Annotated in this window: 12 protein-coding genes and 2 pseudogenes; 11 read left to right on the forward strand and 3 right to left on the reverse strand. The window is 67.2% G+C overall.

Annotation, left to right across the window (positions count from 1 at the left end):
* The 3 genes and pseudogenes from ACLQ62_RS12820 to ACLQ62_RS12830 form a co-directional block, all read right to left on the reverse strand.
* Nucleotides 1-148 (reverse strand): annotated as a pseudogene (locus ACLQ62_RS12820) (xylulose kinase); the annotation flags it as partial.
* Nucleotides 149-275: 127 nt separating this feature from the next.
* Complete coding sequence (xylA, locus tag ACLQ62_RS12825) at nt 276-1,466, reverse strand: xylose isomerase (RefSeq protein WP_411722025.1); 1,191 nt, start codon at nt 1,464-1,466, stop codon at nt 276-278.
* Nucleotides 1,467-1,623: 157 nt separating this feature from the next.
* Nucleotides 1,624-2,580 carry an acetylxylan esterase gene (locus ACLQ62_RS12830; RefSeq protein WP_411722026.1) on the reverse strand — a complete coding sequence of 319 codons (957 nt, stop codon included), beginning with the start codon at nt 2,578-2,580 and terminating at the stop codon, nt 1,624-1,626.
* 391 nt (nt 2,581-2,971) lie between these two features.
* Here ACLQ62_RS12830 and ACLQ62_RS12835 point away from each other — a divergent pair, with 391 nt between their 5' ends.
* The 11 genes and pseudogenes from ACLQ62_RS12835 (at nt 2,972) to ACLQ62_RS12885 (ending at nt 19,124) form a co-directional block, all read left to right on the forward strand.
* Nucleotides 2,972-4,285 carry an ABC transporter substrate-binding protein gene (locus ACLQ62_RS12835; protein WP_411722027.1) on the forward strand — a complete coding sequence of 438 codons (1,314 nt, stop codon included), beginning with the start codon at nt 2,972-2,974 and terminating at the stop codon, nt 4,283-4,285.
* A gap of 2 nt (nt 4,286-4,287) precedes the next feature.
* Nucleotides 4,288-5,220, forward strand: coding sequence for a carbohydrate ABC transporter permease (locus tag ACLQ62_RS12840; RefSeq protein ID WP_411722028.1), 933 nt, complete (start codon nt 4,288-4,290; stop codon nt 5,218-5,220).
* Entirely contained in the window at nt 5,217-6,155 is a 939-nt protein-coding gene (locus ACLQ62_RS12845; protein ID WP_411722029.1) for a carbohydrate ABC transporter permease, read from the forward strand. Before ACLQ62_RS12840 ends, ACLQ62_RS12845 begins: the two co-directional genes overlap by 4 nt.
* Nucleotides 6,155-8,542: a glycosyl hydrolase family 95 catalytic domain-containing protein gene (locus ACLQ62_RS12850; RefSeq protein WP_411722030.1), complete on the forward strand. Its 2,388-nt coding sequence runs from the start codon at nt 6,155-6,157 to the stop codon at nt 8,540-8,542. Before ACLQ62_RS12845 ends, ACLQ62_RS12850 begins: the two co-directional genes overlap by 1 nt.
* A 110-nt stretch (nt 8,543-8,652) precedes the next feature.
* A complete protein-coding gene (locus ACLQ62_RS12855) occupies nt 8,653-9,660 on the forward strand; it encodes a LacI family DNA-binding transcriptional regulator (RefSeq protein ID WP_411722031.1) in 1,008 nt (335 codons plus the stop codon).
* A 99-nt stretch (nt 9,661-9,759) separates the two neighbouring features.
* Nucleotides 9,760-11,799 carry a beta-galactosidase gene (locus ACLQ62_RS12860; RefSeq protein ID WP_411722032.1) on the forward strand — a complete coding sequence of 680 codons (2,040 nt, stop codon included), beginning with the start codon at nt 9,760-9,762 and terminating at the stop codon, nt 11,797-11,799.
* Nucleotides 11,796-14,132, forward strand: a complete 2,337-nt coding sequence (gene yicI / locus ACLQ62_RS12865) for an alpha-xylosidase (RefSeq protein WP_411722033.1) — start codon at nt 11,796-11,798, stop codon at nt 14,130-14,132. The genes ACLQ62_RS12860 and yicI overlap by 4 nt, the downstream gene beginning before the upstream one ends.
* Nucleotides 14,129-15,589, forward strand: a pseudogene (locus tag ACLQ62_RS12870) (GH1 family beta-glucosidase). The gene yicI and the pseudogene ACLQ62_RS12870 overlap by 4 nt, the downstream one beginning before the upstream one ends.
* Before the next feature lie 3 nt (nt 15,590-15,592).
* Nucleotides 15,593-16,777, forward strand: a complete 1,185-nt coding sequence (locus tag ACLQ62_RS12875; protein WP_411722034.1) for an ROK family protein — start codon at nt 15,593-15,595, stop codon at nt 16,775-16,777.
* Nucleotides 16,778-17,351: 574 nt separating this feature from the next.
* On the forward strand, nt 17,352-18,581 hold the full coding sequence (locus ACLQ62_RS12880; protein WP_411722035.1) for a multidrug effflux MFS transporter: 1,230 nt from the start codon (nt 17,352-17,354) through the stop codon (nt 18,579-18,581).
* A gap of 351 nt (nt 18,582-18,932) precedes the next feature.
* A complete protein-coding gene (locus ACLQ62_RS12885) occupies nt 18,933-19,124 on the forward strand; it encodes a YbdD/YjiX family protein (protein ID WP_411722036.1) in 192 nt (63 codons plus the stop codon).
* The last annotated feature ends 20 nt before the right edge of the window (nt 19,125-19,144 follow it).

Genomic DNA, 19,144 nt, shown 5'->3' on the forward strand with positions numbered 1-19,144 from the left:
AGAGCGCGTCCCACCAGGCGGACGGCGCGACTTCAGTGCCCACCGGATGCGGCGCGCGGCCCTGCCGCTCGATCCGCCCGGTGGCGGCATCCGCGATCAGGATCTTGCAGCTCTGGGTCGAGGAATCGACGCCGGCGACGAGGGGCATGGCTGGTCCTTCCTGGCGTGATCCGGATGACGTGCGTAATTCCGCCAATGTACGCCCCGGCGACCGGATGCAACTGATTTCCGGGGCGGCGAGAGGATTCTGGCGGAGTTATGCGCCTTGGTCGAGGTCAGCGAGCGTTGAGCAGGTGCTCGAGCGCGAGCTGCTGCAGGCGCACGAAGCCGAAGCCCTTGCCGTTGAAGTAGGGGTTCGCGTCGAAGTCCTCGTAGGCGGAGCGGTCAGCGAGCAGGTCGTCGTAGCTCTCCCCGTCGGCGAGGGTCGTGTTCGAGAGCTCGCCCACGCGCGATGCCGCGAGCGCTTCCTGAACCTCGGGGTCCGCCCGGAACGCCGCAGCGCGCTCCTTGAGCAGGAGGTAGGTGCGCATGTTCGCTGCTGCAGAGTCCCAGACTCCGGTCTCGTCTTCGGTCCGGCTGGGCTTGTAGTCGAAGTGGCGCGGGCCGTCGTAGGCCGGGCCGCCATGCGGTCCACCGTTTTCGAGGAGGTCCACGAGCGAGAACGCGTTGTGCAGGTCGCCGTGGCCGAACACGAGGTCCTGGTCGTACTTGATACCGCGCTGGCCGTTGAGGTCGATGTGGAAGAGCTTGCCCTGGTACAGCGCCTGGGCGATACCGGCGGTGAAGTTCAGCCCGGCCATCTGCTCGTGGCCGACCTCGGGGTTCACCCCGACGAGCTCAGGGCGCTCGAGCGTGGAGATGAACGCGATTGCGTGGCCCACGGTCGGCAGCAGGATGTCGCCGCGCGGCTCATTCGGCTTCGGCTCGATCGCGAACCGGATGTCGTAGCCCTTGTCGGTGACGTAGTCGCCGAGCAGGTTCACGGCTTCGCGGTAGCGCTCGAGTGCTGCCCGGATGTCCTTGGCTGCGTCGTACTCGGCGCCCTCGCGGCCGCCCCACATGACGAACGTCTTCGCGCCGAGCTCGGCGGCGAGGTCGATGTTTTTGAGCACCTTGCGGAGGGCGAACCGGCGGACGGCGCGGTCGTTCGAGGTGAAACCGCCGTCCTTGAAGACGGGAGCCGAGAACAGGTTGGTGGTGACCATCGGCACGATGATGCCGGTGTCGGTGAGCGCCTGCTTGAGGCGGTCGATCTGGGCCTGGCGCTCGGCATCCGTCGATCCGAATGCGAAAAGGTCATCGTCGTGGAAGGTGAGCCCGTATGCGCCGAGTTCCGACAGCTTCTCGACCGCGTGCACGGCGTCGAGCGGAGCGCGGGTCGGACCGCCGAAGGGGTCGGCGCCGTTGTAGCCGACGGTCCACAGTCCGAAGGAGAACTTGTCGTCACGGGTGGGGGTCAGGCTCATTGCATGCTCCGATTCAGCATCGTCGGTGATTTGTTGATTGTTAAAACATATTACACAGGCTGGGCGTCTGCGCCACCCCCGGGTTCAAAAGTCGCGAATGTCGGTTCCCCAGAGAGGAAACCCAGCATCTGAGACGGATGAACGCCGACCGACATGGCTACCCGCGCGCACCGACCGACCGGAAGAATTCGAGCGCGTTCTGCTCGTCGAGGATTCCGCCACCCTCGTGCCCGTTGTACTGCCACAGCGACATCGCCTTCTCGCCGGCGTAGACGTTGTAGGCGCCGTAGATCGTCGAGGGCGGGCACGTGGCGTCCATCTGGCTGGCGGAGAACAGCGCGGGCGCCTGCGCCCGGCGAGCGAAGTTCACGCCGTCGAAGTACGGGAGAACCGATGCCACTGTCGCGGCCTTGTCCCGGTGGACGGCGAGGAAGTCGCGAATCTCCTTGTACGGGTACGAGTCGGTGATGACGGTCGCCCGCGGGAAGTCGCAGAGGAACGGCACACACGGTGAAACGGCCGCAAGGTCGGGCACCAGCCCGGCGACCGCAAGCGCAATGCCGCCGCCCTGGCTCTGCCCGAACACCGACACGCGCGCGGAGTCGACCATCGGCAGGTCTCGCACGGTGTCGATCGCACGCACGGCGTCCGTGAACAGTCGGCGGTAGTAGTAGTTTTCGCGGCTGTCGATCCCCTTGGTCATCATGCCGGAGACCTGCGGCCCGGAGCCGACGGGGTCCGGGGTGTCTCCCCGCGCCCATCCGCTGCCCTGCCCCCGGGTGTCCATCTGGAAGCTCACGAACCCTGACGACGCCCAGAGCAGGTTCTCCAGGTGGTGGCCGCGGCCGCCGCCGTAACCGACGTACTGCACGACGGCAGGAAGCGGGCCCTGGGCGTCCTTCGGAATCCGGAGCCATGCCTTGACCGGCTGCCCGTCCCAGCCCGAGAACGTCACATCGAAGACGTCGAGGGTCGTGAGCGGTGAGTCGACCAGTTCGATGCGAACGTCGGATGCTTCCGCCCGCGCGGAAGCGATGTTCTCGTCCCAAAACGCATCGAAGTCCTCGGGCTCGAACTGGGTGCTGCGATAGTCGGGGAGTTGGCTTTCGGGCATGTCGACGTACATGGAGGCGCTTTCGCTCGGAGTTCGGAATCTGTGATCACCCTAATGGCGATGCAGGAGGTCGCGGGCGGGTAGGCGCAGATTTGTCGCAGAGATCCACAAATAGCTTGTGCTCCGATGTTTCGTGTTTTATGCTCCTAAAAACGCATCATCGAAACGTTTAGACAAAGACGTCAAATGAAGCAAAAGACCGGCACCCCGGAATCGCGCTCGCTGTGAGATATCCGAGGTATCCCGAAATGACCGTGCCCCTACTCCCGCACTGCGGGCTCCGTGGAACGGCTCGAAACCCCTCTCACCACCTGTGAACATCGCCCCGCCACTGTGCAGGGTCACTCCCGCCGCCACGTTTTCGCGTGGCGCACCAGAAAGGATGCCAACGATGGCACGACACACCCCCTCCCGGCGCAGCCGAAAAGGTCTCGTCGCGGTTCTCGCGATGCTGACGGCTTCGGGAATCGCCCTCACCGGATGTTCGGCGACCGGCTCCACGGATTCCGCCGAGCCGACGAAGCTCAGCGTCTGGGGCTGGGTCCCCGGGCTCGAAGACCTCGTCGACGATTGGAACGAGAACAACGCCGACATCCAGGTCGACTTCCACCGGATGACCGGTGACGACGGCGAAAAGGTCAAGGCAGCAGTCGACGCCGGCGCCGGCCCGGACGTCGTCCAGCTCAGCACGCACGACCTTCCCGAATACGTCATCGCCGACCGTGTCCAGGACATCTCCAAGTACACGGGCGACGTCGAAGGCCGATTCACCGAGAGCTCATGGGCCTCCGTGTCGTTCGGGGATGCCGTCTACGGTGTTCCGCAGGGCATTGGCCCGGCCGGGATGATGTACCGCGAAGACATCTTCACGAAGTACGGCATCGAGATCCCCACCACCTGGGACGAATATCTCGAAGCGGCCCGAGCCATCCGCGCTGCCGATCCGAGCGTCTACATCGCCGGCTTCTCGCCGAGTGAGATCGGCCAGTGGATGCAGGAAGTCTGGCAGGCCGAAGGCAGTTGGTTCGGCATCGACGGCGACACCTGGACGGTCAGCGTGAACAGCGACGAGAACAAGCTCGTGGCTGAGCGCTGGCAGCAGTTGCTCGACGAGGACCTGGTCGCGGTCACAGAGATGTGGACCCCGGAGTACTGGGCCCAGGTCAACGCCGGCACGCTCGCCACGATCTCGTACGCCGCATGGTTCCCCAATCTGCTCGCGGAGAACGCCGCAGACACCTCCGGTCTCTGGAGGATCGCGCCGCTCCCGACCAACGCCGGGTCGGACTTCGCGGGTGAATCCGGTGGAGCGGCCAACGTCGTCCTGAAGGGCGCGAAGAACCCCGAGGCGGCTGCGAAGTTCGCCAGCTGGATCAACTCGGCCGGCGAAACCCAGGACCGGCTCATCTCCGTCGGCGGGCTGTTCCCATCCACGCTCACCGGGCTCGAATCGCCCGAGCTGACAAGCGAGTCGGAGTTCTATGGCGGACAGGTCATCAACGAGGTCTTCATCGAGGCCGCCAGGAACACGCCGGACACCTGGGTGGACGGGCCCGCCTTCTCCACGGCATCCGCCGGTATCACCGACGGGTTCGCCAAGGTCGCCGTCGGCGAGAAGACCTTCGTTCAGGTGCTCGACGAGGTCCAGGCGGCGACGATCGCCGCCCTCAAGGACAAGGGACTGAACGTCAAGGCCGGGAGCTAGCCATGAGCTCCACCACGATCGCAGCTCCGCGCCGGCGTGCCGGCGCGGGGCTGCGGCTCGCCCCGTATCTCTTCGTGCTGCCGTTCGCCGTGCTGTTCGTCTGGTTTCTCATCGCACCGATCTTCGTCGCCGTCGGCACCAGCATGTTCCGCGTGACGTCGTCCGGGCTCGGCTTCGGCACCGGCAACGAGACCGTGTTCGTTTGGTTTGAGCAATACGCCAAGGCGCTGCAGGACGCCGACTTCATCGCCGGCTTTGGGCGCGTCCTTCTCTACGGCGTCGTGCAGGTGCCGGTGATGATCCTCATCTCGGCGATCCTCGCGCTGCTCTTCGACTCCGCCCTGGTGAAGGGTAAGCGATTCTTCCAGCTTGCCGTCTTCCTGCCCTATGCCGTGCCCGGCGTCATCGCCGCCCTGCTCTGGGGATTCCTCTACCAGCCGTCGGTGAGCCCGCTCGTCGCCGCTTTACGATCGATCGGCATCCCCGCCGACTTCCTCTCGCCGGGGACGGTGCTGTGGGCGATCGCCAACATCGGCATCTGGTCGACCGTCGGCATCAACATGATCATCCTGTTCTCGGCGCTGCAATCGGTGCCGCGGGACATGTACGAGGCCGCCAAACTCGACGGAGCCGGAGAGTTGCGCATCGCAACGGCGATCAAGATTCCGATGATCTGGCCGGCCGTCCTGCTCACGACGCTCTCCTCGATCATCGGCACGCTCCAGCTCTTCAACGAGCCGGCGGTGCTCAAGACGGTCACGTCGAACATCTCGAGCGACTACACGCCGAACATGGCCATCTACGCCGCGTCGACGACGACCAATGACCCCAACCTCGCCTCGGCCATGGCGATCCTTCTCGGTGTTGCGACATTTGTCCTGTCTGTTCTCATCATGAAGCTCACCACCCGCCGCAAAGGAGTGAACCAGTCATGAGTGCAACCGAACTGGTGGCCGCGAGCCCCGTGCTCGTCAACCCGCAGGACTCGTCCGCCCGCAAGAAGTCGAGGAACACGCCGTTCGAAGGCCACGTCAGCAAGGGATGGCAGATCGCCGTCACCCTCGGCATGGTCGTCGCGGCCGTGTACTTCCTCCTTCCCGTCTACTGGCTGCTCGTGGCATCCACGAAGTCGACGTCCGACCTTTTCTCCACCTGGGGGCTCTGGTTCGCGGGCGACTTCAACCTCTTCGACAACATCGCCGCCCTCAGCAGCTACGACGGCGGGATCTACTGGCGCTGGACGGTGAACTCGATCATCTACTCGGTGTTCGGATCGATCCTGACCACGATCGTGTCCGCCCTCACCGGGTACGCCCTCGCGGTCTATCGGTTCCGGGGGCGCAAGATCCTGCTCGGCGCCGTGCTCGGCAGCCTCCTCGTCCCCGGGACGGTCCTCGCGCAGCCCACCTACGTGCTGCTCGTCGGCATGGGGCTGAACAACACCTACGCCGGGCTGCTCCTGCCCGCTCTCGTCTATCCGTTTGGCGTGCTGCTCTGCTACATCTACGCGCAATCGGCCGTTCCGCTCGAAATCATCGAGGCGGCGCGCATCGACGGTGCGGGCGAGTTCCGGATCTTCGGCTCGATAGCAATCCGCATGATGATGACCGGCATGGTCACCGTGCTGCTCTTCGCCTTCCTGGGCAGCTGGAACAGCTACATGCTTCCCCTCCTCGTCCTCACCGACCAGGAGCTCATGCCGCTCACCGTCGGGTTGACCGGCTGGAACCAGGCGTCGATCACCGTGCCTGGCCTGCAGATCCTCACGGTCGTCGGGTCGATGCTGTCAATCATCCCGATCGCCATCGTGTTCGTCTCACTCCAGCGGTACTGGCGGTCAGGTCTCGCAGCGGGCGGCGTCCGGTTCTGATGGCGAGGTCTCTCACCTACTCCCGTCCGAGCGACGGCTGGCTCGACAGCCTCCCGCTCGGCAACGGCCACCTCGGCGCGATGGTCGAGGCCGGCCCGGAGACGGTTCACCTCCACCTGAACGACGGCACGGCCTGGTCGGGCTCGACTGGCAGCGAGCACCGGCGTGGCGCGGTGACCGCTCAGGATGCGGCGGCGGCCCTCGCCGCGGCGCGCGCCCGGATCGCCGAGGGGCGACCCGTCGACGCCGAGCGCGAACTCCGGGTGCTGCAGTCGCGGTACTCGCAGGCGTACCTGCCCTTCGCCGACCTCACCATCACCGTGGCGAGCGCAGCGGCAACGGACTTCTCCCGGACGCTCTCGCTGGGGGATGCGACGCACTCCGTCATTGCGACCTCGGCCGGAAACGACCTCCGCTACGACACGTTCATCAGCGCCCCGGACGGTGTGCTTGTGCACCGGGTTCGGTCGACGACTCCGATCCGGCTGACGCTCGACCTCCGGACGCCGCTCCGGGAGACCTCCCGCAGCGCCTCGCCGGGCGGCACGGCGATCGGATTCGACCTTCCCTCCGACGTCGCGCCGGGTCACGAACCCGACGAACCCGCGCTCACCTGGGACCTGCCTGGCATCGACCCGCTTTCCGGGGTCGTCGTGGCCGGCTGGCGCCATGACGGCCGTGCCTCAGGCGATGCGCGGGTCGACGGCGTCACCGAGCTCGTGCTCGTCCTCGCGACGGAGACGACGTTTTCCGGGCTGGCGACTCGCGCGGGATCGACGCAGGCGGATGCCATGCGGCTGGCTGCGAAGAGGGTCGACGCAGCACTCGCCTCGCCGTTCGAGGACCTCCTCGACCGTCACATCGGCGCTCACCGGGCCCTCTATGACAGGGTCAGCCTCAGCCTCAGCCTGGGCGCGGCAAGCGAGGTGAGCCCCGATCCGGATGTGCGCCTCGGCGAGGTGGCCGCGGACGGCGGCATCGACCCCGGACTGGTCGCGCTGCTTTTCGACTACGGCCGCTACCTCCTGATCTCGTCCTCGCGGCCAGGCGGCCTGCCGGCCACCCTGCAGGGCCTGTGGAACAACGAACTGCAGCCACCCTGGTCGTCCAACTACACCCTCAACATCAACACAGGAATGAACTACTGGGCAGCGGAAGCACTCCAGCTGCCCGAGTGCCATGAACCGCTCCTCGACCTGGTCGAGGCCCTCGCGGCAGCCGGAGCAGATACCGCCCGCCGGCTGTACAGCTGCCGCGGCTGGGTCGCGCACCACAACACCGATGCCTGGGCGTTCAGCTCGCCGACCTCAGGCGACGCGTCCTGGTCACAGTGGCCGATGGGCGGGATCTGGCTCGTGCTGCAGCTCGACGAGCATCGCCGCTTCGGGGCCGCGGACGACCGGTGGCTGGCGCGGTTCTGGGACGTCGCCACGGGCGCGGCAGCCTTCGCCCTCGACTGGCTCGTCGAGGACGAGTCGGGGAACCTCGGAACACGGCCGTCGACATCGCCTGAGAATCGCTTCTCGACGCCGGACGGACCCGCCTCCCTGGTCTCGGCATCCGCTCTTGATCGCGCTCTTCTCGCCGATCTCTTCTCCACAGTCGAGGACCTGGCTGCCCGGCTGGACCGGCTCGATTTGCCGATCGTTGCCGAGGTCCTGGCGGCTCGCTCCCGAATCGCCGGGCCGCGGATCACGCCGTCCGGCGAGATCGAGGAATGGGGAACCGTTCTCGACGAGACCGACCCCCAGCACCGGCACGTCTCGCACCTATACCCGTTGTACCCGGGTCGAGGCACCCGGGCGCCGGCACTCGAGGCCGCTGCTTCCCGCTCACTTGATCGCCGTGGTGACGACTCCACCGGCTGGTCGCTGGTCTGGAAACTGTGCCTGCGCGCCAGGCTGCGGCAGCCGGACAGGGTCGCCGACCTCCTGCGCCTCGTGTTCCGGCCCTCGACCGAGGGAGCAACCGGGCACGCCGGTGGTCTGTACCGGAACTTCTTCGCCGCGCACCCGCCGTTCCAGATCGACGGCAACCTCGGCTTTCCGGCTGCGGTCTGCGAGATGCTGCTGCAGAGCCACTCCGGGGAAATTTCGCTGCTCCCGGCGCTTCCGGTCGATCTGCCGGAGGGCACCGCCACGGGACTTCGCGTCCGACCCGGCCTCCTCGTCGACGTCAGCTGGTCCGCCGGGACGCTTGTCTCGGCGACTCTGGCCTCTGCGATCCGGGACTCTGGGACTCTGGCCTCCGCGACTCTGGCGGCGGGCGCAGCCGGCGAGTACCGGGTGGTCTACCGCGGCACCGACATCGTCGTCTCGGTCTTGCCGGGGGAGCGGGCAACCGTCACCTGGGACGGGATTGTCCTGCGGGCCGCCGGAGCACCCTGATCGACAGCTTTCGATTTGTCGATGAGGACCACAAACAACTTGCGGGCGGGCGAGCCGATGATCTAGGCTCGCTCTGTATCAATCGAAACGTTTAGACAACGGAGTCCTCCATGGCCAACATCCACGACGTCGCACGCGTCGCCGGTGTGTCCATTTCCACCGTGTCATACGCCCTCAGCGGCAAGCGCTCGATTGCGGAATCCACTCGCCGCCGGATTGACGACGCGGTCCTGCAGCTCGATTACCGCCCGAATGCGGGCGCGCGGATGCTCAAGGGAACGCGGACGAACATCCTCGCCCTGAGTGCCCCCCTCCATGCCGGAACCTATGCGCCCGCGCACATGGCTTTCGTCCTGTCCGTCGTCACGGCGGCACGGAAATACGACTACGACGTCCTTCTCCTCACTCAGGACGAAGCAACGAGCGGCCTGCGCCGGGTCGCCCGCAGTTCCCTCGTCGACGGCATCATCCTGCTCGACGTGTCGACCGTCGACGTCCGGACCGACCTCGTGCGCGAACTCGGCCTCCCGGCTGCGGTCGTCGGCATCCCCAGCGACACCACCGGGCTCATCTGCGTCGACCTCGACTTCGAGGCCGCTGGAGCTTTGAGCGTCCGCCGGCTCACCGAACAGGGCCACACCCGGATCGGGCTGCTCGGACAGGTTCCCCTGGTCTACGAGCGCGGCTCGAACTTCCCCGCCCGTTTCCGCGACGGCTTCCTCGCCGAAGCCGAGCGCCAGGGGGTGACCGTCGGATTCGTCCCGTCGGGCGAGGACGCCGCGAGCGTCCGCAACGCGTTCGACGCGCTCGGCGCAGCGGTTCCCGGAATGACCGCCACCGTGCTCAACTCGAACGAGTCGGTACAGGTCGCGCTGCTCGAGCTCCTGCGGCAGCGTGGCGTCAGCGTGCCGGACGACCTGTCGCTGATTTCGGCCTGCTCGAGCTTCGACACGACACACTTCGACCCGCCCCTCGATGTCATACCGCTCCCGGCGGACCTCTCTTGCGCGAGGGCCGTCGAGCTCACCATGGCGCAGCTGAACGGCGTCGTGGATCCCCACGTCGAGCTCATCGAGCCGGCGTACGTCGACCTCGGTTCGACGGCCGTCGTTCCCTGACCTCCCCTCCGATCGCCCCGGCGGACTGCCCGCCCACCATCGAAACGTTTCGAGCGCCTTGCCCGTGCGACGTGCTCAAGGAAAGAGTATTCCCCTGTCATGACCACCTTCCTGTCCCGCGCGAACGACCTCGTGCAGCCCACCGAGTTCCGCCGGATCTCCGACGGATTCGCCTTCGGCGGTGACTACAGCCCCGAGCAGTGGCCGGAGAAGGTCTGGCTCGAGGACATTCAGCTGATGCGACGCGCCGGAGTCAACTCGGTCAACCTCGGCGTCTTCTCATGGGGCCTGATCGAAGTCGCGGACGGCGAGTTCGATTTCGGCTGGCTCGACCGCATCATGGGCCTCCTGCACGAGGGCGGGATCGGCGTCAACCTAGCCACACCGACCGCCGCACCCCCGATCTGGCTGCTCCAGGCGCACCCGGAGATCCTGCCGGTGAACGACAACGGCATCCGTGCTGCCCAGGGCGGTCGGCTCGGCTGGTCACCCAGTTCGGCGACGTTCCGGCGGTACGCCCTTCGCGTCGTGGAGAAGCTCGCTGAACGCTACGGCGAGCACCCCGCCCTGCGTTTGTGGCACGTGAGCAACGAACTCGGAAACGAGAACGCCAAATGCTTCAGCGATGAGACCGGCCGCGCCTGGCAGCGCTGGCTCGAAGCGACGTTCACAACCATCGACGCCCTCAACGAGGCCTGGGGCACGGCGTTCTGGGGTCACCACTACACCTCGTTCGGCCAGCTCCAGCCACCACGGTACAGCCGGACCGGTCACAACCCCGGCCTTCTGCTCGACTTCGAGCGGTTCAGCTCCGACGCCCTGCTCGATCATTACCGCGCCGAGCGGGAGGTCCTCCGCCGGATCACCCCGCGGGTGCCGGTCACCACCAACTTCATGGTGCAGAACCACCCGGGCGTGGGCGACTACCGCGCGTGGGCCGGCGAAGTCGACCTCGTCTCGAACGACCACTACACGATCGGGATCGACCCGGAGCGACACGGCGAACTCGCCTTCAGTGCCGACCGGGTCCGGGGCATGGCTGGGGGCGACCCGTGGCTGCTGATCGAGCACTCCACCTCGGCCGTCAACTGGCAGGCGCGCAACCGCGCGAAATCCGCCGGCGAGCTGGCCCGCAACAGCCTCGCGCACATCGCCCGCGGCGCCGAAGGAGCGTTGTTCTTCCAGTGGCGGCAGTCCACCGCCGGAAGCGAACAGTTCCACTCCGCCGTCGTTCCCCACGCGGGAGCTAACACCAAGGTCTACCGCGAAGCCGAGGCGCTCGGGGCGACCCTCTCCGCGATCGCGGAGGTCGCCGGCAGCCGCGTGGAGACGGCATCCGTCGCGATGCTCTTCGACTACGACGCGGCAAGCGCGCTCCGTTCCGGCCGCAAGCCCACGGTCGACATCAACTCCCTCGCGGTGGCGCTCGAGCTGCACCGTGCCCTCACCGCCCGGGGGATCGCCGTCGACATCATCCACCCTTCGGATGACCTCGACGGGTACACTGCAGTCCTCGTGCCGACCCTGTTCCTGATGACCGGGGAGAATGCCGGGCGGCTGACCGCCTGGGTCTCGGCGGGCGGCCACGCCGTAGTGACCTATTTCTCCGGCATTGTCAACGAGCACAACCGGGTCCACGGAACCTACCCCGGCGTTCTCCGCGACCTGCTCGGCGTCCGCGTCGAGGAAATCTTTCCGCTGTTCGAGGACGAGCGCGTCACCCTCGACAACGGCTGGACCGGGTCGATCTGGACGGAGCTCACGCACCTCGACGGCGCGACGGCCGTCGCCGGTTACGCCACAGGAGAGTTGGAAGGCGTCCCGGCGATCACACGCAACACCGTCGGGGCCGGGTCGGCTTCGTATGTGGCGACCCACCTCGACGCCGAATCCACCGGCGCCCTCGTCGACGATCTCGTCTCCCGCGCGAACCTGCGCCCGGTCGCCGTCGCCGACCGCGGACTCGAACTCACCCGCCGTGTCGGCGACGATCGCTCCTGGCTCTTCGCCATCAACCATTCGCCTGATCCGCTGCATCTGGATGCTGCCGGCCTGGACCTCGTGACGGGAAACCGCTTCGAGGCCGGTGCGGTCGCACCGGGTTCCGTCGTCGTTCTCAGGGAGGACACCCGCTCATGAAATTCACCGACGGATTCTGGAGCGCCCGACCCGGCGTCTCCGCCCTCTACGCCCAGGAGGCGTACGACATCGACGCAGACGGTGACGTGCTGCGCATCACCGCACCGACCAAGGTGATCGAACGCCGGGGTGACGTGCTCAACCGGGCAGCCCTGACGGTGAGCCTGTCCTCGCCGCTTGAAGGCATCATCCGGGTCCGGGTCGAGAAGAACTCCGGCGCGAAGCCAGGACCAGGCTTCGAACTGGTCGGCGCCGAGCCGGCCGACGCCCGGATCACGGTGACGGATGCCGGTAGCACACTAGCGTCGGGCGCCCTGACGGCGCGCATCGCGGCGGGCGCGCCCTGGTCGTTGAGCTTCGAGGCGGACGGCACGACCCTGACCTCGAGCGGCCACAAGTCGATCGGTTACATGGCCCTCGACGAGAACGCTCCGGTCACCACCGAGCCGGCCGGGATCTCCGGTGTCACGACGACCGGACTCGCCCCGGCATCCGCCTACCTCCACGGCCGGCTGACGCTCGGCGTGGGCGAACTCGTCTACGGGCTCGGTGAACGATTCGGCCCGCTCGTCAAGAACGGCCAGACGATCGACATCTGGAACGCCGACGGCGGAACGTCGAGCGAGCAGTCCTACAAGAACGTGCCGTTCTACCTCACCAACCGCGGTTACGGCGTGCTCGTGAACCACCCCGAGCACGTCTCGTTCGAGGTCGGCACCGAGTCCGTCGAGGAGGTGCAGTTCTCCGTCGCCGGGGACGCCCTCGAGTACTTCGTCATCTACGGTCCCACCCCGAAGGAGGTGCTCGAGCGGTACACCCGCCTCACCGGGCGCCCCGCACGCGTGCCCGCCTGGTCGTACGGCCTCTGGCTGTCCACCTCGTTCACCACCCAGTACGACGAGGCGACGGTGTCGAGCTTCATCGACGGCATGGCCGAACGGGACCTGCCGCTCAGCGTCTTCCACTTCGACTGCTTCTGGATGCGCGAATTCAACTGGACCGACTTCGAGTGGGACCCCCGGGTCTTCCCCGACCCGGAGGGCATGCTCGGCCGCCTCCACGACAAGAACCTCCACGTCTCCGCCTGGATCAACCCGTACATCGGCCAGCGCGCCGCGATCTTCGCCGAAGCCCGCGACGCCGGCTACCTCGTCAAGAAGCCGAACGGCGACGTCTGGCAGTGGGACATGTGGCAGGCCGGCATGGGCCTCGTCGACTTCACCAACCCGGATGCCACGGCCTGGTTCCAGGACAAGCTCCGCCGCCTTTTCGAACAGGGCGTCGACGCGATCAAGACCGACTTCGGCGAGCGCATCCCCACAGATGTCGTCTGGCACGACGGCTCCTCACCCGACGTCATGCACAACTGGTACACCCAGCTCTACAACAAAGCGGTGTTCGATGTGCTCGAGGAGTACCGCGGCGAGGGTGACGCGGTGCTGTTCGCCCGCTCCGCCACCGTCGGCGGCCAGCAGCAGCCGGTGCATTGGGGCGGGGACAACTCCTCCAGTTACGAGTCGATGGCCGAGACCCTGCGTGGCGGGCTCTCGCTCGCGTTCAGCGGCTTCGGCTACTGGAGCCACGACATCGGCGGATTCGAGGGGATGCCCGACGCGGCCGTTTTCAAGCGCTGGGTCGCCTTCGGCCTGCTGTCGAGCCACTCGCGCCTGCACGGCTCGACGAGCTACCGGGTGCCGTGGCTGTTCGATGACGGCACCGAGGCGGACGGCCAGAGCGCCGTCGACGTCACCCGGCGTTTCACGAACCTCAAGCTCGAGCTCATGCCCTACCTCTACGAGGTCGGGCTCGAGGCGCACCGCACGGGCACCCCGTTCATGCGGCCGATGCAGCTCGAGTTTCACGGCGACCCCGCCGTCGACTACCTCGACCGGCAGTACCTGCTGGGCCCGAACCTCCTCGTCGCCCCGGTGTTCAGTGAGGCAGGCGACGTGCAGTACTACCTGCCCGCCGGCACCTGGACGAACTACCTGACGGGCGAGACCGAGACCGGGCCGGCCTGGCGCCGCGATACGCACGCGTTCGACAGCATCCCGCTGTGGGTGCGTGAAGGAGCCGTGCTCGTCACCGGCTCGCGTTCCGACCGGCCGGACTACGACTTCACCGAGAACCCACTCGTCACCGTGTACCCGGGCTTCGCCGGGACCCGGACGGTGGACGTCCAGAACCCGCTCGACGGGACATCCGTCACCCTCACGATCACGTCGGAGGGCGACACGGTCACCGTCACAAGCGATGCGGATGCTTTCTTCCGCGCACGCCGCGCAGGCGGCGACATCACGACAGCAACCGAACGAAAGGCGTCCCTCCGATGACCGATTCGATACTCACTGACACGACGCTCACCGCGACGACCGCGGGCAACGCGGACTACCGCGACGCCGGACTCGAATTCCCCGCCGACTTTGTCTTCGGTTCGGCCACCGCGTCGTACCAGGTCGAGGGCGCCGCGACCGAGGACGGACGGGGCCCGTCGATCTGGGACACCTTCAGCCACACCCCCGGCAAGATCTGGAACGGCGACACCGGCGACGTGGCCGTCGACCACTACCACCGGCTCGACGAGGACCTCGACCTGATGGAAAGCCTCGGGCTCGAGGCCTACCGGTTCTCGATCGCCTGGCCGCGGATCCAGCCGACCGGTCGAGGCCCGGCGAACCCGGCGGGACTGGCGTTCTACGAGCGTCTTGTCGATGGGCTGATCGCCCGCGGCATCCGCCCCATTGCGACGCTGTATCACTGGGACCTGCCGCAGGCGCTCGAGGACGACGGCGGTTGGACGAACCGCGCCACCGCGTACGCGTTCGCCGACTACGCCCGGATTCTGGGGGAGGCGCTCGGCGACCGGATCGAGACCTGGACCACGCTCAACGAACCCTGGTGCTCCGCGTACCTTGGCTACGGCTCCGGTGCGCACGCCCCCGGCCGTACCGACGGCGCGTCGGCGCTCGCCGCGGTGCACCACCTCAACCTCGCGCATGGGCTCGCGGTCTCCGCGCTCCGCGAGATCGTCACCAACGACCCGGCGTTCTCGATCACCCTCAACCTGCACGTCTTCCGTGGTGAGGGGGAGACCGGGCCTGAAGCGATCCGCCAGGTCGACGGCCTCGCCAACCGGGTGTTCCTCGGGCCCATTCTCGAGGGCTCGTACCCTGCGGACGTGCTCGAGGACACAGCATCCGTCACGGACTGGGCGTTCGTCCACGACGGTGACCTCGAACTCATCCGCCAGCCGCTCGACCTGCTCGGCGTGAACTACTACTCGACCACGAAAGTGCGGCTCTGGGACGGGATCTCCGAGAAGCAGAATGCAGACGGGCACAAGCCGTCGCTCGGCACCGCGTGGCCCGGAGCCGACCGGGTCGAGTTCCTGCCGCAGCCAGGCCCGTACACCGAGATGGGCTGGAACATCGAACCCGCCGGGCTCGAAGAACTGCTGTTGTCCCTGCACGAGAGCTACCCGAACCTGCCGCTGATGATCTCCTTGTAGGGTGCGGCGTTCGACGACCTGGTCGTCGACGGGGCCGTGCCCGACGCGGACCGCATCGACTACCTGCGCCGACATCTCACCGCGGTGCACCGGGCGTTGGCCCAGGGCGTCGACCTGCGGGGCTACCAGGTCTGGTCGTTCCTCGACAACTTCGAGTGGGGATACGGGTACTCCAAGAGGTTCGGTATCGTTCGTGTGGACTATGAAACCCTCGAACGCCTGCCCAAGAACAGTGCGCACTGGTATGCCGAGCTCGCCAGGAGCCACAGAATCCCGAGCTGACCAGTGAATAATCGCGGCACCAACCTCGACACGGTTCGTCGGTACAACCTCTCTCGGATTCTCGGGCTCGTTCACCACCGCGGTGCGGTGTCCCGTTCGACCCTGACGCGGGAGACCGGGCTGAACCGCTCGACCGTTGCCGCGCTCGTCGGTGAACTGGCCGCGCTCCGTCTCGTCGTCGAGGTGGAACCGGCCGGTGCTCGGGGCGTCGGGAGGCCGTCGCCGGTCGTTCGCCCGCATCCGGACTGTGTGGCCTTCGCCGTGAATCCGGAGCAGGATGCCATCACCGTCGGCATCGTGCGCATGCACGGGCACGTCGTGTCGCAGGTGCGGCACGAACTGGACGAACCGCTCGGGGTGGATGACACGGTGCGGGTGACCGCCGGGCTGATCGCCGACCTGAGGGCTGGGCTGCCGACATCCGCCGTCATTGCCGGGGTCGGGGTCGCTGTTCCCGGTCTGGTGCGCGTGACGGACGGCCTGGTGCGCCTGGCGCCGCACCTCGGCTGGGTCGACGCGCCGGTGGCAACCCTGCTGGCGGAGGCGACCGGCCTGGCCTGTTTCGCCGCCAACGACGCGAGCCTCGGTGCGCTCGCCGAGCACATCTTCGGTGCCGGGCGCGACGTCAACGACCTCATCTACCTCAACGGCGGGCCCAGCGGAATCGGCGGCGGCGTGATCGCCAACGGGATGCCGCTCGGCGGCGCGGGCGGGTACGCCGGGGAATTTGGGCACAACCTGGTCACCGCACCGGACGGGCCGGACAAGCCGTCCACAGGGGGAGTGCTCGAGGACGAGGTTAACCGGACCCGGCTGCTCGGGCTGTTGGGTCTCAAATCCGCCGACCCGGTGGAACTGGAACGGGCGCTGCTCGACTCGGACGATGCCGAGGTGCGCCGTGAGGTGTCGCGGCAGCTCGGCATCCTGAGCATCGCGCTGCGGAACGCGATCAACGTGCTCAACCCGGAACTCGTGGTGCTCGGCGGGTTCCTCGGCTCGATCCACGCGGTGGACGCCGAACTGCTCGAAACCCTCGTAGCCGGGCAGACCCTCTCCGCCTCCTACGAGGATGTGCGGATCGTGCGCGCGACGCTCGGGCCCGACCTGCTGCTGATCGGAGCAGCGGAGCTGGCATTCGAGCCGCTCATCGCCGACCCGGCCCGGGTCGCGCTGCGCGCGGGAGCCTGACCGCGCGCACAACTCCGCCGATCCGGCGTAGTTGAGGAGTGGGAAGCGCGCCCACGCGCGATCGCACGACCCCGGGCGCCTTTTTCCGGCGGAGTTATGCGCACGAACCGCCGCCGCTGCGCCTCAGACAAGGGGTCGCCGCTGAGGCCTGAGTGCGCGCACCACTCCGCCGACCCGGCGTCGTCGAGGAGTGAGGGCGCGCCCACGCGCGATCGCACGAACCCGGGCACCCTTTCTGGCGGAGTTATGCCCACGAACCGTCCCGGCTCAGCCGGCGCGATTCCCAGCCTCGAGCTCTGCAAGCTTCTGCTGCTCGTCGATCGACACCGCGACGCGGTCCCGCTGCGAAGCGCGGGTGTTTTTTCGCCGCGCGGGCGGCATAGCAGCCGCGCAAGGCAAAAACACCCCCCCCCCGCGGCGGCAGGCGCGCTGCTACTCCGAAGTGCCCGATCGAATCGATTCGATTTTCTGCCGCTGAACGGGAATACCGCACCGATCGCGTGGTTACGTTCAGGGCACCGGCCGTCCGCCGTGGCATCCGCAGTTCCCGCTTACTCGAGGATTAACCATTTCATTGACCACCGTTGTGCACCCCGGCGACGCGCTCTCCCGTAGGCAGCGGCTCGTCTACATCCTCGTCCTCGGGGCGCTGACCGCTCTGGGGCCGTTCACCATCGACCTGTATCTGCCGGCGTTCCCGGTACTCGAAGGCGAACTCAACGTCTCGGCGGCTCTCATCCAGCTGACACTCACCGGCACGACGATCGGGTTCGCGGTCGGCCAGCTCTTCATGGGGCCGTGGAGCGACAAGGTCGGGCGGCGGCTTCCCCTCCTCGTGGCGACGAGCGTGCACATCGCCGCGAGTATCGGCGCCGCGTTTGCCCCTGACATCGTGTGGCTCGGCGTCTTCCGTGTGCTGCAGGGAGCAGGCGCCGCGGCTGGCGGTGTCGTGGCGATGGCGATGGTGCGGGACCTCTTCGGCGGAAAACCACTTGTCCGGATGCTGTCGCGCCTCGCCCTCGTGAACGGCCTGGCCCCGATCCTCGCCCCGGTGATCGGATCGCAACTGCTGCGGATTCTGGACTGGCGTGGCCTGTTCGTGTTCCTCGCGCTGTACGGGGTGCTCGTCATCGTGGCCGTGTCGCTGTTCATCGTCGAGACGCTGCCGCCGGAGCGCCGCCAGGTTGCCGGTCATTCGACCGCGCGAGACCGCTACCGTTCGGTGTTCGGCGACCGCGTGTTCGTCGGTGTCGCGCTGATCGGCGGCATGAGCTTCTCCGGCCTCTTCGCGTATCTGTCGGCCTCATCGTTCCTGTTCCAGGATGTGTACGGCCTCAACCCGCAACAGTACGGCTACCTCTTCGCGATCAACTCGATCGGCATCGTTCTCGGCGTACAGGTGTCGTCGCGTCTGATGCGGCGCTACGGTCCGCAATGGATTCTCGGCGTGACGACCGCCGTCCAGGCCGCCGCTGCCCTCGCCATCGTCGTGCTCGCGGAGTCCAGCGCCGGATTCCTCGGCGTGCTCATTCCGCTGTTCTTCTTCATCATGGCGGCCGGCTTCGGGTTCCCGGCCGTTCAGGTGCTCGCCCTGGTGAATCATGCGCGTGAAGCCGGCACAGCGGCATCCGTTCTCGGTGCCCTGAACTTCGGTCTCGCCGGACTGATCTCGCCGATCGTCGGCTGGCTCGGCATCGACACGGCGGTGCCGATGGGGTCGGTGATGTTCGCGACGTCGTTCGTGTCGATCTGCGCGCTGTGGCTGATCGTGCAGCCCAAACGCGTGCCAGCGCTCGTCGGGTAGTCGCCCACTGGGACGGGTCGGCACGGTGCGCGGGTTGATTTGCCGCGCGCCTGTGCCGGAGCACCAGCGCGACGCCGGAACACCCGCGCGTCCGACGGACGCCGCCACACCCATCGATTAATGCCGCCCGCTCGGGCGATCGCAGTTGTACCATCGTTGCTAAGAGGCTTGCGACGAGGCAGAACGGATGCCGGACGGCGCGGGCACACCGCGACTGAGGGGTTCCGAGGAGCTACGACGCCGACAGGGCACGAGGCCACGCGGGCTCTCGTCGACGAAGGCCGAGAAACGCATCCAGAAGCAGTGGGATGCCTTGCCGGTCGAGCGCCGGCGGGTGAGAGCGAGGCACGAATGAACGCGCTCGCGGTCGGGCTCGTCAAAGCCGGCCGGTATCTCAAGGCGGTGATGGGCGACAACGCGTACGAGGTGTACCTCGCCCACCTCGCCGCCGCCCATCCCGGCACCCCTCCGATGCTCGAGCGACTGTTCTGGCGCGAGCGCGACGACGAACAGGACCGTAACCTGCAATGCCGCTGCTGCTGAGTCCGACCTGAGAACGGATG

Source organism: Mycetocola sp. (genome assembly GCF_046716805.1).
In the GTDB taxonomy this organism is placed as follows: Bacteria; Actinomycetota; Actinomycetes; order Actinomycetales; family Microbacteriaceae; genus Mycetocola_A.